The following is a 14234-nucleotide window of genomic DNA, read 5'->3' as shown; positions in this document are numbered from 1 at the left end:
ATAGGTAACTAGAGAATAGAAAGGGGAATAAAGACAATATGGAGGAAAAGAGAGTTACGTGGTTAGAGCTTTTTTATGATTTACTGTACGTGGCGGCTGTTGCAACTGCGACTCATGTGTTACTTCACGTTGAAGAGGGAATAATACATCCAGAATATTTATTAAAATTTGTATTAATTTTTATTCCTATCTGGTGGGCTTGGGTTGGGCAAACCATGTTTATTAACCGGTTTGGACAAGACCTATTTCATCAAAGGTTATTTTTGATCCTTCAAATGCTATTTGTGCTGATCATGACATCCAGCCTGTCAGTTGATTTTGATCCTTATTATCTTTCTTTTTTAATTGGTTATATTGGCGTTAGAGCCGTGACTGCGATTCAATACCTTGTTGTCCAGCGCATAGAAGATGGAGAACGGAAAAAAGTAGCGCTATATTTGGGCAGGTATTTTTGGATCGGAATCAGTATTTCATTATTCTCCGTCTTTTTTGATTCCTGGATTCGATATGTTGTTTTATATGCGGGAATCATGATCGATATTATTGTCCCCATGTTTGGACGGAGGTATTTGGCAAAGGTTCCTACAAATACGGCCCATCTGTTAGAGCGGTTTGGCCTATTTACCATCATTCTCTTTGGTGAAGCCCTTGTCAGTACCCTTGCAGTAATTCAACCTCAAAAAGGAAATTGGAATTCAATCGGCTTTTCCATCATTTCATTTATTCTAATCATATCCATGTGGTGGCAGTATTTCGATAATGTGGAAAAGAAAGTGGACAAGTCAATCCAGACTGCAGGTCAAACCATTTTATATGGACATCTGTTTATTTTAATGACTTTGAGCATGATTGCAGCATCCGTCAAGCTGCTGTTTTTACATGAGGTCCATTATTCATTTATATTATATTTTGTGTTTGGTGCTGTATTGCTCTATTTCATTGCAACTTCTCTCGTTTTTCATCGATTCAGGTATAAAAATAACCGTTTGAAATTTTACCATTTAGGATTATTTATAGGAATTCTAGCAGCGTTTTTTATTTTGAATTTGATAGTAGTGGTCCCAAACATTGTCATAATGGGGGAATTAGCCTTGTTTTTTATCATCTATGCTAAATTAACCACTACTTAAATATAATCTAGATAATTCCCCGTACCCCCCTCTATTATTTGATTTTTACTCCCTATCCTTTGATGGGGAGTGTCAATATTTGATTTCCTTTCACTAACATTGAACATATCTCATTCGCGTATTTGATGCCCAAACCCGGAATTCTGCCTTGCTCCCTGGCTTTATCTCCCCCAACCGTAAAATATTGTTTCAATAGAACAATCTGAACAGGATGACTAAATAAGCTTATAAACATACCTAAGGAGAGAATCCTCTATTCGCATATATAGGTATGCGTATAGAACCTATACTTCAGGTTTGCAATATCTTCAAAGGAAGATAAAACATGAGTCCTATAATTTTGAAGACCCTTTACCTGAAAATTAGGTAAACCCTAAATACAAAGCAGAATAAACGATAAATGCAAGTAATTAAATTTCGTTCTTTTGAGGCTTATTTTTTGAAATTATTTTTAGTTACTTCAAATTATAGTCCACCACGAATTTTTTAAAGAAATCAAAATTTCTATGCAGCAGAAAAAAATCAACAGATGTATGTTGACATATCAAATGAAATATATTATCTTTAATTCAAGATATATTAATTAAGGAAGTTTGAATTAAAGATTATTTTGCAGCGTAAAATTTAGTTGAAAGGAGTAATTCTAATGAATGAAATATTAAAAAGAATAAATGAACTCGCATTTAAGAGAAAGACAGAGGGATTAACACAATATGAAAATGCTGAAATAGCCAATTTACGCAGTCAATACATTCAAGAATTTCGCGGATCGATGGAAGAACTGTTATTAAACACAACCATCATTGACCCTAAAGGAGATGATGTAACTCCGAAAAAGTTAAAAAAAGCCCAGGCAAAACAAAGAATGAAACCAATATGGTAAATTGCGGGTATCAGGGTTACTAGACAAAGTAAAATAAAAAGATATTCAGGAGTTAATTGACGATATGTTTAGATCTTTAAATTCGGAGGAGTCAGAGGCATTAATCAAGCATCTGGAAAAAGCAAGAAAAAAACCAATGAGTTTTTTTGTAAAGTATCTCGAATTCGAGATAAATAATATTAGGAGGATTAAAAAATGATGGATTTAGGTTTATTAATTATTAGGTTGGTAATTGGGGTATTATTTATTGGTCATGGTACTCAAAAATTGTTTGGCTGGTTCGGGGGTCATGGATTAAAAGGTACTGGTGGCTGGTTTGAATCAATAGGGATGAAGCCGGGAGTAATGATGGCCTTTTTCGCTGGATTAGCAGAATTACTTGGGGGGATTTTGTTTTCAATAGGACTTTTAACCCCGCTCGCAGCACTAATGATTGCAGGAACCATGGTTATGGCAATTGTAAAGGTGCATGGTCCAAATGGGTTGTGGGCAACATCTAATGGATATGAATATAATCTAACTTTGCTTGCTGTAGCCATTGGTATTGCACTAATTGGCCCAGGTCGATATGCATTAGATTTCTTATTATTCTAATTTATCCCGAGTTAAAACCTATTTAAGTTAATTTGTTTTCGTTAGGTTTGTAGTTTTCGAATAGATACCTAACTTACCGACTAAGTTAATTGTAACGGAGGGCACTTGGCTCCAGCGGGAAGAGAGGAAGTGGAAGCCCTCCCAGGCGAAGAGCCGAGAAGGGCTCTGATTCTTCCCCGCGGAAGGCAAGTACCCGAAGCGGAAATCCTCGGGCAGAATTTATTCATATAAACAACAATTTATAAAAAGGAATTAAAGTCTTGTCAATGAGATGAATAAAGGAACCAGTCCAATCTTAAAGGAGTGTCGAAAAGATGGGTAAAAAAACAATGGGTATTCATCATATAACTGCAATCGTTGGTCATCCTCAAGAAAATGCAGATTTCTATGCAGGAGTTTTAGGTTTGCGCTTAGTCAAACAAACAGTCAACTTTGATGATCCGGGCACATATCATCTTTACTTCGGAAATGAGAGTGGTAAGCCAGGAACAATCATTACTTTTTTTCCTTGGGCAGGTGCCCGTCAAGGGGTTATTGGCGATGGCCAGGTAGGAGTTACTTCGTATGTTGTTCCGTTAGGTGCCATGAAGTTTTGGGAAGAAAGGCTCGAAAAGTTTAAGGTTCCTTATACAAAAATGGAACGTTTTGGCGAGCGGTATTTGGAATTTGATGATCCTCACGGACTTCATTTGGAGATTGTTGAAAGAGAAGAAGGGGAAGCAAATTCTTGGACATTCGGGGAGTTTACCCCTGAAACATCTATAAAAGGATTCGGAGGAGCAACCCTCTTATCAACTCAGCCCGCGAAGACTTCTGATCTGCTGGAAAACATTATGGGGCTTGAAGTCGTTAGCCAAGAAGGGGATTTTATCCGTTATCGTTCTTCTGCTGATATTGGAAATATCATCGATCTTAAATTAACTCCAATTGGACGGGGGCGAATGGGTGTGGGAACCGTGCATCATATTGCCTGGAGGGCAATCGATGATCAGGACCAATTGGATTGGCAAAAGTATGTTGCAGATAATGGATATGGGGTCACACCAGTACAAGACAGAAACTACTTTAATGCTATTTATTTTAGGGAACATGGAGAAATCTTATTTGAAATTGCTACAGATCCTCCAGGATTTTCCAATGATGAATCCCAGGAAACAATGGGCGAGAAGTTAATGCTGCCTGAACAGTATGAGACACAAAGGGATAAAATAGAAAGAGATCTTATTCCGTTTACAGTCAGAGAATTGGATTGAATTTAATAGAGGTGATTCCCAATATGCTTTCAATTGACCTATTCAACAATAGTGAAAAGAATATTACAAATTTTTAATAGGTCAAAGCCCATAGCTTTTGTAACAACTATCTCAAAGAAAGGTATATTGAATGGGGCTCCATTCAGTTGCTTTAATATCGTAACACCAAATCCCCACCCTTAGCAATTCAAAGAAAAGATGATCAACAAGCTCTGTTCGTTACGAATCGAGAATTGTAAATAGTATTAAGTGGTGTGAGAGATGAATTTTGGCGGATGGGCTGCAATTGGAATTGCGGCTGCAGCAGCTCTAGGTTTTTTGATAAAAAAATAAGACAAATAAAATGACTAATTCGGATTTCCTAAAAGTAGATTCTCATAAGGCTGCCATTCTCTAAGGGCAGCTTTCTTCATGTCAAACGGGGCAGTTTAGCAGAAGAATAATGTTATTGGATTCAGGATGGCGTTCTACCTCCAGATGTAATACCAATTAAGTGAAGATTATATTGATTTATTTTTGAATATGAATACTGCTTTTTAACAAAAGGGGCAGCATTCCCTTAAACAGCGGGGGCTATTGTTAAAGAAGGCAGTTCCAAAAAAAGTTATTCCGTTTGTTATAGATAAAACTAGTTAGCAGGTATCTAATTCCGCGAAATTAGAATAACGGTACAATGTAAAACAGTGAGATTATAAGGGGCCGTTCCGGAAAATAACGAAAAATAAAGAAGCTTAAAAATAACTTCTAAAACCAGTATATCAGCCAATGAATGCTGGTTTTTTGTTCATCAAGGGAGGTAAGAAAGCAGCTGGATTCTAATTTATAGCTGATTAGAGTAAGTTCTGGACAGCATTCTGGATGAGAAGGATATCATTAAAAATTTGTTTTTTTATCCTTGCATTCTTACAGCGATTCAATTCGCCATTCAGTAATACGAGTTCCTTCTTGAAAATGTCTATTGTACTCATGTGTCTGTTCACTCCTGGCTTTTAAGAGGGGGAAGTTTTTGATTTATAGTCTTTCATACCCTGTTTCGGGGTTTGAAAACCACAATATGGGATATTTATGAGTGAATATAACTAATTAAAGGTTGTGTGATTCTTAAATTATATGGATCATTTTTTCCGAAACCTTTTCAATTTCTAATCGTAATAGAAGTAGCATCTTCTTAGGAGTAAACACGCGAATATGATATTCTTTAGTTAATCCATTCAAAGAAAAAGGTGACATTGTGGCAAAGAAAAAACTGCAATACTGGACTTTGCAATTGCTGCTTATCTTAACAATCATTTATGTTTCAACAAAAATTTCTTTTCTGTTTGAACCAGTGGGCATTTTTGCGTCAACATTGTTTTTTCCAATTATTATTTCAGGATTTCTCTATTTCCTATTGAATCCGCTGGTAAGATTGCTGCAGCGCTACAAGGTGCCAAGAACGGCAGCAATATTGATCATCTATGCAGCTGTTATCGGGTTAGTAATGCTGATAATTGGCAACATTGCTCCGCTTATCAGCAGACAGGTGACTGAATTATTCAACGACCTGCCGGGATATGCAAAGACGACAAGAGACTTTGTTAACTCAATGTCTAACACAGAAGAGTTCAAATGGTTTTTGGAGCAGGACTACATATCGATTGAAGAAATTGAAGCCCGCATTATGGAATATGCCAATACCCTGCCAAGCCGTGTGACGCAAGGCGTAGCAGGAATAGTCAGCCTGGTCACCAATATTGCCATTACAATTGTAACGGTGCCATTCCTGCTTTTCTATATGTTTAAAGACGGCGATAAGTTCCCTGCTGCTGTTTCGAAGTTCCTTCCTGCCTCTTACAGGGAAGAGGGGGTTAAGACGCTTAAGGAAACAGGGGAGACACTTTCTTCCTACATTCAGGGGCAGATTACTGTAGCATTATTTGTTGGTACACTTTCGTTTATAGGATATTTAATCATCGATTTGCCATATGCGTTAGTCATGGCGCTTGTTGTTGCCATAACCAATATCATTCCTTATGTCGGACCGTTTCTGGGTGGTGCACCTGCCGTAATCGTCGCACTTTTTGACTCGCCGACTAAAGCCTTTCTGGTGGTCGTAGTCATAGTGATTGCCCAGCAGATAGAAGGGAATGTGCTGTCGCCGCTGATTCTCGGAAAAACCTTAAACACACATCCGGCCACCATCATCATCCTATTGCTGGTTGCAGGCAATCTTGCCGGCATCCTCGGAATGATCCTGGCAATACCTACCTATGCTGTGACCAAAACGATCGTGTTGAATACAATTCGATTTTTAAGGGCGAGGAAGACAGCGAGGGAAGAAGCGGTTACTTAAATTGAGCAAGCTCCTTTTAAAGAAGGGGCTTTTTTTATTTCAGGATTTATCTAACATGATTCATTAAATTTGTTACAGCTTGTTGGGTTTTTCTGGCATGTTAAAAGTTTTATTTGGCATGATCTCTATTTTATCTAACATTTCACATAATTAAAGCGGTTATTTTTTGTTTTTCCCTCCCGAAAAGTTAGAATAATAAATAAAACGAAAGCAGTGATCCAAATGTGTTTAATCCTTTTCGGATACAAAGTCCATCCGGCATACAAGCTTGTTGTTGCTGCCAATCGTGATGAATTTTATGGGCGGCCGACTGCACCGGCCCATTTTTTGGATGACCATCCTGCCATTCTGGCTGGACGTGATTTAAGCAAGATGGGGACATGGATGGGTGTCACAAAGAATGGACGATTTGCAGCTCTTACAAATTACCGTGATCCGAACGAAGTGACAGATGGCAAAAGGTCAAGAGGAGATCTGGTGGCGGATTTCTTGAAAGGCAGTACTTCGCCTGCTGATTTTATGAAAGTAGCATCCGAACACCGCAGCAGCTATCCCGGATACAATCTGCTTGCGGGAAATTCGGAGGAGCTCTTTTATTACTCGAACGTAGAAGATAGAATAGAACAGCTCCAACCAGGAGTGTACGGGGTCAGTAATCATGTGCTGAATACCGGGTGGCCGAAGGTGAAAAAGGGGAAGGAAGGGTTATCTAAGATAATGGATCATGCATCAGGGGATATTACGGAAGCCCTGTTCACACTTCTCCAGAATGCAGATCCTGTCCCTGATGACATGCTTCCGAAAACAGGAGTTTCACTGGAGTGGGAGCGGGTTTTGTCTCCTTTATTTATCAAAAGCGAAGGCTACGGAACCAGGAGTTCAACAGTGATGCTGATGTCAGATGGTGAGATTATTTATAAGGAAAGAGTACATATAGGGGATAGCCCGGAGGACCAGGAGTTTATTATTCAAAAATAAGAAGCCAGTTCAGACATCTGGCTTCTTTCATTAGGCAAGCGGCAAAGTAATCCTGACCGTTGTGCCTTCATTTTCCCTGCTGTGGATGTAAAGATTTCCGCCATGGTTTTTAATGATTTTTTTGCAGATCATGATGCCAAGGCCTGTGCCTTTTTCTTTTGTGCTGTAAAATGGCTCTCCCAATTTGGCTAGGCGTTCCTCGGGTATGCCAATTCCTTCATCCTCGACACTGATGATGACAGAATGGTCCTCCTGGCGGATATCCACGTTTATTTTTCCGCCCGCCGGCATGGCTTCAATCGAGTTCTTAATGATATTAATCAGCACCTGCTTAATTTTATCTTTTTCACATTTCACATAAAACTCGCCGGGTGACTGTGTTAGTTCGATTACGATATTCTCCATAACAGCCTGGCTGCTTAAGAGAGTGATCACACTTTTCACAACGTTTGTCAGGCAGGTTTCTTCCATTTCGGTTATTTGAGGTTTGGCGAGAACGAGCAGGTCATTGACAATGCCTTCAATCCGTTCCAGCTCACTTAAGATGACCTCCGCGAAATCGCCTTTATGTTCTTCATATAATAACTGTGTAAAGCCTTTTATGGCTGTAAGCGGGTTGCGGATTTCATGGGCAATGCCTGCGGCAAGCTGGCCGACAACTGAAAGTTTTTCAGCATTCTGCAGCTTTTCCTCCGTCTTCTTTTGTCCGGTTACGTCTTTAATAATGATTTGGTAGACCTTTCTGTTCTTGAAAGTGGTTGGAATCAGCTGGACTTCGGCTTTTCTCATTTGTCCGTCAGTCCGGATTAGATTAAGCTCAAAATTCACACTTAGCTTTGTTTGCAGAAAATCATCGAGGGTGGAATGTTCTGAAGGAGGAATGTAGTCGTGGAGGGAGGTGCCGATCATCTCTTTGATGCTTGTGAATCCAAAAAGCTTTTTTCCTTCATTATTGATGTAGGTCCAAATCCCTTTTTGTGTCACCATTCCTATCGTATCCTTGGAGTACTCCACCAGAAAGCGGTACTTCTCCTGTGTTTCAAGAATCTCCTCTTCCATAATAATTCTCTGTGTCATATCCCGGATGATGCACATCATTTCTTTATCGTCATTAATGACTGAAAAATTGGCTTCAAGCCACAGATAATGCCCCTCCTTATGCCTGAAGCGAAAGGTCTCACGTTTATGCGGAAGCTGTTCGAGCTCGGCCAATGCCTCTCTTAAGAGATCCCGGTCATTTGGATGGCAGTATGTATAAAGGCTGCTTCGATAAAAGTCCTGCTGTGAATACCCCAGCGTCGGCAAGCTGGAAGGGGAGACATATAAAGCAATGCCTTCTTTTGTTACTCTTGCAACCACATCGCTGGAATGCTGAATGGCCAGCTGCAGATTCCTCGCTTCGACTTTGTCCGCGAATAAATCTGCTGGGTTCTCGGTCATGATCATTTTCTGTCCCTCCTTTTTGAAAAATAGCACTTTTCCATCATTATACAATACATGTTTAGTTTGACATATAGGATAAATTTCACTCTATGCCAAACTGTGAAAAGGATCCCTTGTCAGGTACTATTCTCATAGGAGCTTTCTAATTTCCTCTCCAAGGATCAATATACCTTCCTGCAGTTCCCCCAGGGAGGCATAAGCATATGAAATTCGTATAAAATGATTCGGCCCGTCACTGTATATGCTGCCGGGATTAAGCAGCAGTTTTCTTGAAATAGCCTGCCGATAGAGGAGTCGAATTGGAATAGTAGACGGTACTTTCAGCCATATAAAAAACCCTCCTTCCGGAGAATTCCATTCTGCTATCCCGGACAGGTGTTCATCTAATGTATTTAGGGCAGTATGACGACGAACTCTCAGCTGCTCACGTACATTTTCTATATGCTTTTGATAGAGCCCGGTGGACAGCCATTTTTCAGCTGCCCTTTGTGATAGTGAACTTGAACCATAGTCAGTCTGCATTTTAAGATCGGCAAGCCGGTCGATAACAGGTTCAGGTGCTGCTACCCAGCCTATTCGAAGTCCTGGACTCAATGTTTTCGACAAGCTTCCCATATAAAGGACCTGGCCGTTTTTGTCCATTGCTTTTAATGGTGGAGGGGGCATTTCATCAAGCCAAAGCTCACGGTAAATATCGTCTTCCACAATTGGCAGCTGTTCTATTCTGCAAACATCAAGCAGTTCCCTCCTTCTTTTTTCTGTCATTAAAATTCCAGTAGGATTATGATATGAAGGAATCGTGTATAAAATGGATTTCCCTTTTTCATATTTCTTCAAAGAGATGCTTTTCGTAATAATTCCCTCCTTATCCATTGGCAGGCCTTTTAAATTCATGCCTGATGAACGGAAGAGCTGTAATGAATATAAGTAAGAGGGCTTTTCCAGAAATACGGGTGCCCCTCTTTGCACAAGGCCCAGTGAAACAAGCTGAAGGGCTTGCAGACCTCCAGAAACAATAAGTATGGAGGAAGGAGAAGCGTATATTCCGGATGCTGCCAAATACTCACTGACTGCCTGTCTTAATGGCAAATATCCCTTTGGTTCCTCATAACCGAGTTCACTCAATTCATCAGCAGCTTCCTTTAGAACTTTCTGCATCGTTTGCACAGGGAAAATTTCAGGGGAAAGCTCTCCTTTGCTGAGCTGTATAAAAGCGGGATCCATTTCTAAGTCATTAATTTCCTGAACGATTTTTTCGCTTGCTCTGTGTATCCCTGTATCGATATATTCACTCCAGTTGGCAGACTGCCTGGAAGCGAGAAGTGTCCATGTATTATTAATAACCTTAGTGCCAACCCCTGTTTTCCCTTCTATTAGTCCATCTGCAGCCTGTTCTTCCAGAGCAGTGATAATTGTGCTTCGGTTTACTCCAAACTCCTCAGCCAGTTTCCGCTGGCTTGGAATTTTACTTCCGATTGGCCATTCACCTTTGGAAATCTTCTCTTTAATAGTCTCAATAATTTGCTGATATTTTGGCAATTGTGTTGTATCCATCCGCATAACCGCCTTCATGAAAATTGGCTGGCAAAATTCTTTCCTAATTGGTTGAGGACATTGTATCAGTTATTAACTATCATGAAAAGCAGCACAGATAATGGCTGGAAATGTTGATAAGGGGGATGAAGTTGGCTCATAAAAAACTAATGATAATCGGGGCGCATAGTTCTATCATCATTCTATGGGCATCCGCATTCCCGGGAATTCGGGCTGGGCTTGAATCGTACTCCCCGGAGCACCTTGCCCTTTTTAGACTTTTAGTTGGTTCCGCTGCACTTGGTGTCTTAGCGCTGCTGACAAAGATGCGCCTTCCGGATATGAGAGATCTTCCTGCTATTTTTATACTTGGATTCCTTGGTTTTACGGTTTATCACACAGCACTCAACATTGGGGAAAAAACAGTAAGCGCCGGGCCGGCAAGCTTGATTGTATCAATGACGCCGATCTTTTCGGCTGCTTTGGCTGCTCTATTTTTAAGGGAAAGGTTTGGAAGGGTAAGGTGGACTGGTTCCGCAGTCAGTTTTGCGGGTGCCGCACTTATTTCGCTTGGTGCAGGAGGCGGGTTTGAACTCCAAACCGGTGTTTTATTCGTCCTGCTTGCTTCCGTTTCAGAAAGCATCTATTTCGTGTTTCAGACTAAATATTTTAATAAATACGGATTTTTGTCATTTACATCCTATACGGTATGGGCAGGGACTAGTTTTATGCTGATTTATCTTCCAGGGCTTGGTAATGGGATCCTTCATGCGTCGGCCGAATCCACTTTTAGTGTCATCTATTTGGGGATTTTTCCAACGGTAGTTCCATATATTGCCCTCGCTTTTCTTGCGTCCATAGGAGGGACTTCTGAAGCGACAAGCTCTCTTTATCTGACACCAGCAATAGCGTTTGTCATTGCTTGGATTTGGCTGGGAGAGGTGCCGACTATATTATCCATTGCGGGTGGTATGATCGCTCTAGCAGGTGTGATGATTATTCACCGTAAAGATAGCTCCGTTAAAGTAACAGAAATTTTTGAAAATGGATCAAGCGAAAATATTTGAAATAATGATTGACATCCTTTTCTTTAAGGTGGTAAAGTAGTAAGCATATTAAACAACCGAATAATAAAAATCTTCTTATCAAGAGAGGTTGAGGGACTGGCCCTATGACACCTCGGCAGCGGACAGCATGTACCGTGCCAAATCCAGCAAGCATTGCTTGAAAGATAAGGAGAGGACCATTGATAAATGCTGCCCTCTTCTTTCTTTAGAAGAGGGTTTTTGTTTTTATCCGAAAAAAATGCATCAAGATTCTATTCATAAACATATGAATAATTCTTATCGAGAGAAGCAGAGGGACCTGGCCCAATGAAGCTTCGGCAGCAGGCAGACTGCACTGTGCCAAATCCAGCAGGCGATAAGCCTGAAAGATAAGGAGGGGACTTCAAAAAACCTCTTCTGATGGAAGGGGTAAATTTCAGGATATAATTCTTAGTTTTCATATAGGGATAATTATATATAACGTTTAGAAAAGGAGAGAGGCTGCATGATAGAGTTTCAGAATTTAAAGAAAGTCTTTGAAAGCGGAGGCCAGCAGGTAGCTGCCTTAAATGGAATAGACTTAAAGATTAACAAGGGTGAGATTTTCGGAGTCATCGGCTTCAGCGGTGCGGGAAAGAGCTCTTTGATACGCTGTGTCAATTGGCTGGAGAAGCCGACTTCAGGAAAGGTCATTGTCAGCGGACATGATCTGATGGCTTTATCTGTAAGAGAAATTCGCGAAGTGAAAAGAAACATCGGGATGGTCTTTCAGCATTTTAACCTTTTAAACTCAAAAACAGTGTATGCCAATGTGGCGATGCCGCTCACACTGGCTAAGCTCCCAAAAGATGAAATCAAAAAGCGTGTCCATGAACTATTAGAATTCGTGGGGCTTGCAGACAAGGCTAACAGCTATCCTGATCAGCTGTCAGGCGGGCAAAAGCAGCGGATCGGAATTGCCAGGGCGCTGGCGACCCAGCCTTCCATTCTATTATGTGATGAAGCAACTTCAGCGCTGGATCCGCAGACAACCAGCTCAATCCTGCAGCTGCTGAAAAAAATAAATAAAGAATACAACATTACTATACTGATCATTACCCATGAAATGTCTGTAATCAGAGAGATCTGTGATCGTGTCGCTGTAATAGAGGCAGGAAAAATTATCGAAGAAGGAACCGTCTTCAATGTCTTTTCCTCACCAAAAACACCAACAGCGAAGAACTTTGTCAGCACTGTCATGAATGATCAAATCCCTGACTCTATTAAAGAAGTGATTGAAAAACAGCAAGGGCTTCAAAAGGTATTTAGAATCAACTTTGTTGGAAATTCTGCCGGGCAGCCGCTCCTCTCGCAGGTTGCCAAAAAGTTTAATATCGACTTCAACGTCCTGTTTGGAAATATTACTGAACTTCAGGGAACGCCGTTTGGTAACCTGATTGTCGAATTCCAAGGTCCGGACAGTGAAATCAGACGTGCTATTCAGTACATCAGCCAGGAAAAAGTTTCAATAAAGGAAGTGACAACACGTGCTAGTTAACCAGGAAAAAATCATCGAAGCCTTAATCGAAACGATTCAAATGGTGGCATTCTCATTGCTGTTTTCAGCTGTTATCGGACTGCCGCTTGGCATATTGCTTGTCGTGACAAGGAAAGGGCATCTGCTGGAAAACCTTGTTGTTTTTAACATCATAAACAGCATTATTAATATTTTCAGATCGGTTCCCTTCATTATTTTAATGGTAGCCATTATCCCCATTACCAGGCTTATTGTTGGAACATCGATTGGTACGGCTGCAGCCGTAGTGCCGCTTGTCTTTTATGCCGGGCCATATATTGCAAGATTAATAGAAAACTCATTGCTTGAGGTAGACCCGGGAGTCATAGAAGCCGCAGAAGCAATGGGAGCAACACCGGGCCAGATAATATTAAAGTTCCTGATTCCAGAAGCACTTAGTTCGCTGGTATTAGGCTTTACAATTGCGACAATCGGATTGGTCGGAGCATCGGCTATGGCCGGGGCAGTCGGAGGCGGCGGGCTTGGTGACCTCGCCATTACCTACGGCTACCAGCGATTCGATACAACAGTCATGCTGATTACTGTTGCGATCTTAGTTGTCATGGTCCAAGGCCTGCAGTCATTCGGAAATATCTTATCCAAAAAAATCAGAAGAAGATAAATTAGGAGGAAACACATCATGAAAAAACTATTCTTAACATTCATTATTTTAGCATTGGCTGTGTTCACTGCAGCATGCTCAAGCACAACTGGCGGAGAAGAAACAAAAAAGATTAAATTAGGTGTCAGCGGATCAGATACACGCATCTGGGACTTTATTGCAGAGAAGGCTGAAAAGGAAGGCATTGAAATTGAGGTTGTGACATTCTCTGACTATGTGCAGCCGAACGTTGCCCTTGCAGAAGGCGATCTTGATGTGAACGCATTCCAAACAGTCGCTTATTTTGACACTTTTATTAAAGAGCATAATATGGATCTTTCACCGATTGCGACAACTGTTTTAGCACCAATGGGTCTTTATTCTGAAAAAGTAAAATCTGTAGAAGACATTCCGGAAGGCGGCAAAATTGCCATTCCAAATGATGCTTCAAATGGCGGAAGAGCCCTTCTTTTACTGGAGGAAGCCGGCCTGATCAAATTATCCGAGGACTATGACGGAAACCTGGACTTGAATAAAATCGTTGAAAATCCGAAGAACCTTGAATTTGTAGAAATGGTATCAGCGCAGACGCCGCGTGCACTTCCGGATGTCTCTGCTTCTGTAATCAATAACGGAATTGCCGTAGAAGCAGGCTTTAACCCAACTAAGGATTCAGTTTTTATGGAAAGCGAAACCGCTACTCCGTATGTAAATATTATCGCTGTCAGAACAGAAGACAAGGACAACAAAACGCTTAAGAGAATTGCTGAACTTTACCAGGAAGATGATGTAGCTGATTTCATCACGAAAGAATATGACGGAAGCATGATCCCGACTTTTATTCCTTTAAGTGATATTGGCTGGTAAAAATTATTTGTAAAGGAGG

13 protein-coding genes, 1 pseudogene and 2 riboswitches are annotated in these 14234 nt (G+C 40.7%); of the genes and pseudogenes, 11 read left to right on the top strand and 3 right to left on the bottom strand.

Going from position 1 to position 14234, the window contains the following annotated elements; genetic code table 11:
* Nucleotides 1-38 precede the first annotated feature (38 nt).
* From DFO72_RS20555 to DFO72_RS30040, 5 genes and pseudogenes are all read left to right on the top strand, one after another.
* Entirely contained in the window at nt 39-1130 is a 1092-nt protein-coding gene (locus DFO72_RS20555) for a low temperature requirement protein A (RefSeq protein WP_113883760.1), read from the top strand.
* A 646-nt stretch (nt 1131-1776) separates the two neighbouring features.
* Nucleotides 1777-2013 (top strand): DUF896 domain-containing protein, encoded by a 237-nt coding sequence (locus DFO72_RS20550; protein WP_113883758.1) that lies wholly within the window; start codon nt 1777-1779, stop codon nt 2011-2013.
* A 195-nt stretch (nt 2014-2208) separates the two neighbouring features.
* Complete coding sequence (locus tag DFO72_RS20545; protein ID WP_113883757.1) at nt 2209-2607, top strand: DoxX family protein; 399 nt, start codon at nt 2209-2211, stop codon at nt 2605-2607.
* Nucleotides 2608-2921: 314 nt separating this feature from the next.
* Nucleotides 2922-3860: a ring-cleaving dioxygenase gene (locus DFO72_RS20540; RefSeq protein WP_113883756.1), complete on the top strand. Its 939-nt coding sequence runs from the start codon at nt 2922-2924 to the stop codon at nt 3858-3860.
* A 23-nt stretch (nt 3861-3883) separates the two neighbouring features.
* Nucleotides 3884-4034 (top strand): annotated as a pseudogene (locus DFO72_RS30040) (flavin reductase family protein); the annotation flags it as partial.
* Nucleotides 4035-4690: 656 nt separating this feature from the next.
* Here DFO72_RS30040 and DFO72_RS29610 read toward each other — a convergent pair.
* Nucleotides 4691-4828, bottom strand: a complete 138-nt coding sequence (locus DFO72_RS29610; protein WP_166672525.1) for a hypothetical protein — start codon at nt 4826-4828, stop codon at nt 4691-4693.
* A gap of 263 nt (nt 4829-5091) precedes the next feature.
* Here DFO72_RS29610 and DFO72_RS20530 point away from each other — a divergent pair, with 263 nt between their 5' ends.
* Nucleotides 5092-6192 (top strand): AI-2E family transporter, encoded by a 1101-nt coding sequence (locus DFO72_RS20530; protein ID WP_113883755.1) that lies wholly within the window; start codon nt 5092-5094, stop codon nt 6190-6192.
* Between the two features lie 222 nt (nt 6193-6414).
* Nucleotides 6415-7170, top strand: coding sequence for an NRDE family protein (locus tag DFO72_RS20525; protein WP_113883754.1), 756 nt, complete (start codon nt 6415-6417; stop codon nt 7168-7170).
* 30 nt (nt 7171-7200) lie between these two features.
* On the opposite strand, the gene DFO72_RS20520 is transcribed toward DFO72_RS20525, so the two are convergent.
* Nucleotides 7201-8616 (bottom strand): PAS domain-containing sensor histidine kinase, encoded by a 1416-nt coding sequence (locus DFO72_RS20520; RefSeq protein WP_113883753.1) that lies wholly within the window; start codon nt 8614-8616, stop codon nt 7201-7203.
* A 126-nt stretch (nt 8617-8742) separates the two neighbouring features.
* Entirely contained in the window at nt 8743-10185 is a 1443-nt protein-coding gene (locus DFO72_RS20515) for a PLP-dependent aminotransferase family protein (RefSeq protein ID WP_395858193.1), read from the bottom strand.
* Nucleotides 10186-10298: 113 nt separating this feature from the next.
* Between DFO72_RS20515 and DFO72_RS20510 the strand changes: the two genes are divergently transcribed.
* The 4 genes from DFO72_RS20510 (at nt 10299) to DFO72_RS20495 (ending at nt 14215) form a co-directional block, all read left to right on the top strand.
* Nucleotides 10299-11213 (top strand): DMT family transporter, encoded by a 915-nt coding sequence (locus DFO72_RS20510; RefSeq protein WP_113883751.1) that lies wholly within the window; start codon nt 10299-10301, stop codon nt 11211-11213.
* A gap of 72 nt (nt 11214-11285) precedes the next feature.
* A riboswitch (SAM riboswitch) is annotated at nt 11286-11384 on the top strand.
* A gap of 102 nt (nt 11385-11486) precedes the next feature.
* Nucleotides 11487-11588: riboswitch (SAM riboswitch) on the top strand.
* 109 nt (nt 11589-11697) lie between these two features.
* Nucleotides 11698-12729 (top strand): methionine ABC transporter ATP-binding protein, encoded by a 1032-nt coding sequence (locus tag DFO72_RS20505; protein ID WP_113883750.1) that lies wholly within the window; start codon nt 11698-11700, stop codon nt 12727-12729.
* The gene (locus tag DFO72_RS20500) at nt 12719-13369 is read left to right on the top strand and encodes a methionine ABC transporter permease (protein WP_019383329.1); all 651 of its coding nucleotides are present in this window, start codon (nt 12719-12721) and stop codon (nt 13367-13369) included. The genes DFO72_RS20505 and DFO72_RS20500 overlap by 11 nt, the downstream gene beginning before the upstream one ends.
* Before the next feature lie 18 nt (nt 13370-13387).
* Complete coding sequence (locus DFO72_RS20495) at nt 13388-14215, top strand: MetQ/NlpA family ABC transporter substrate-binding protein (RefSeq protein ID WP_113883749.1); 828 nt, start codon at nt 13388-13390, stop codon at nt 14213-14215.
* Nucleotides 14216-14234 lie beyond the last annotated feature (19 nt).

This window comes from Cytobacillus oceanisediminis (genome assembly GCF_004366035.1).
Taxonomy (GTDB): domain Bacteria; phylum Bacillota; class Bacilli; order Bacillales; family Cytobacillaceae; genus Cytobacillus; species Cytobacillus oceanisediminis_C.
The sequence above is the reverse complement of the archived record's forward strand: the minus strand, read 5'-3'. Positions and strand labels throughout refer to the sequence as shown.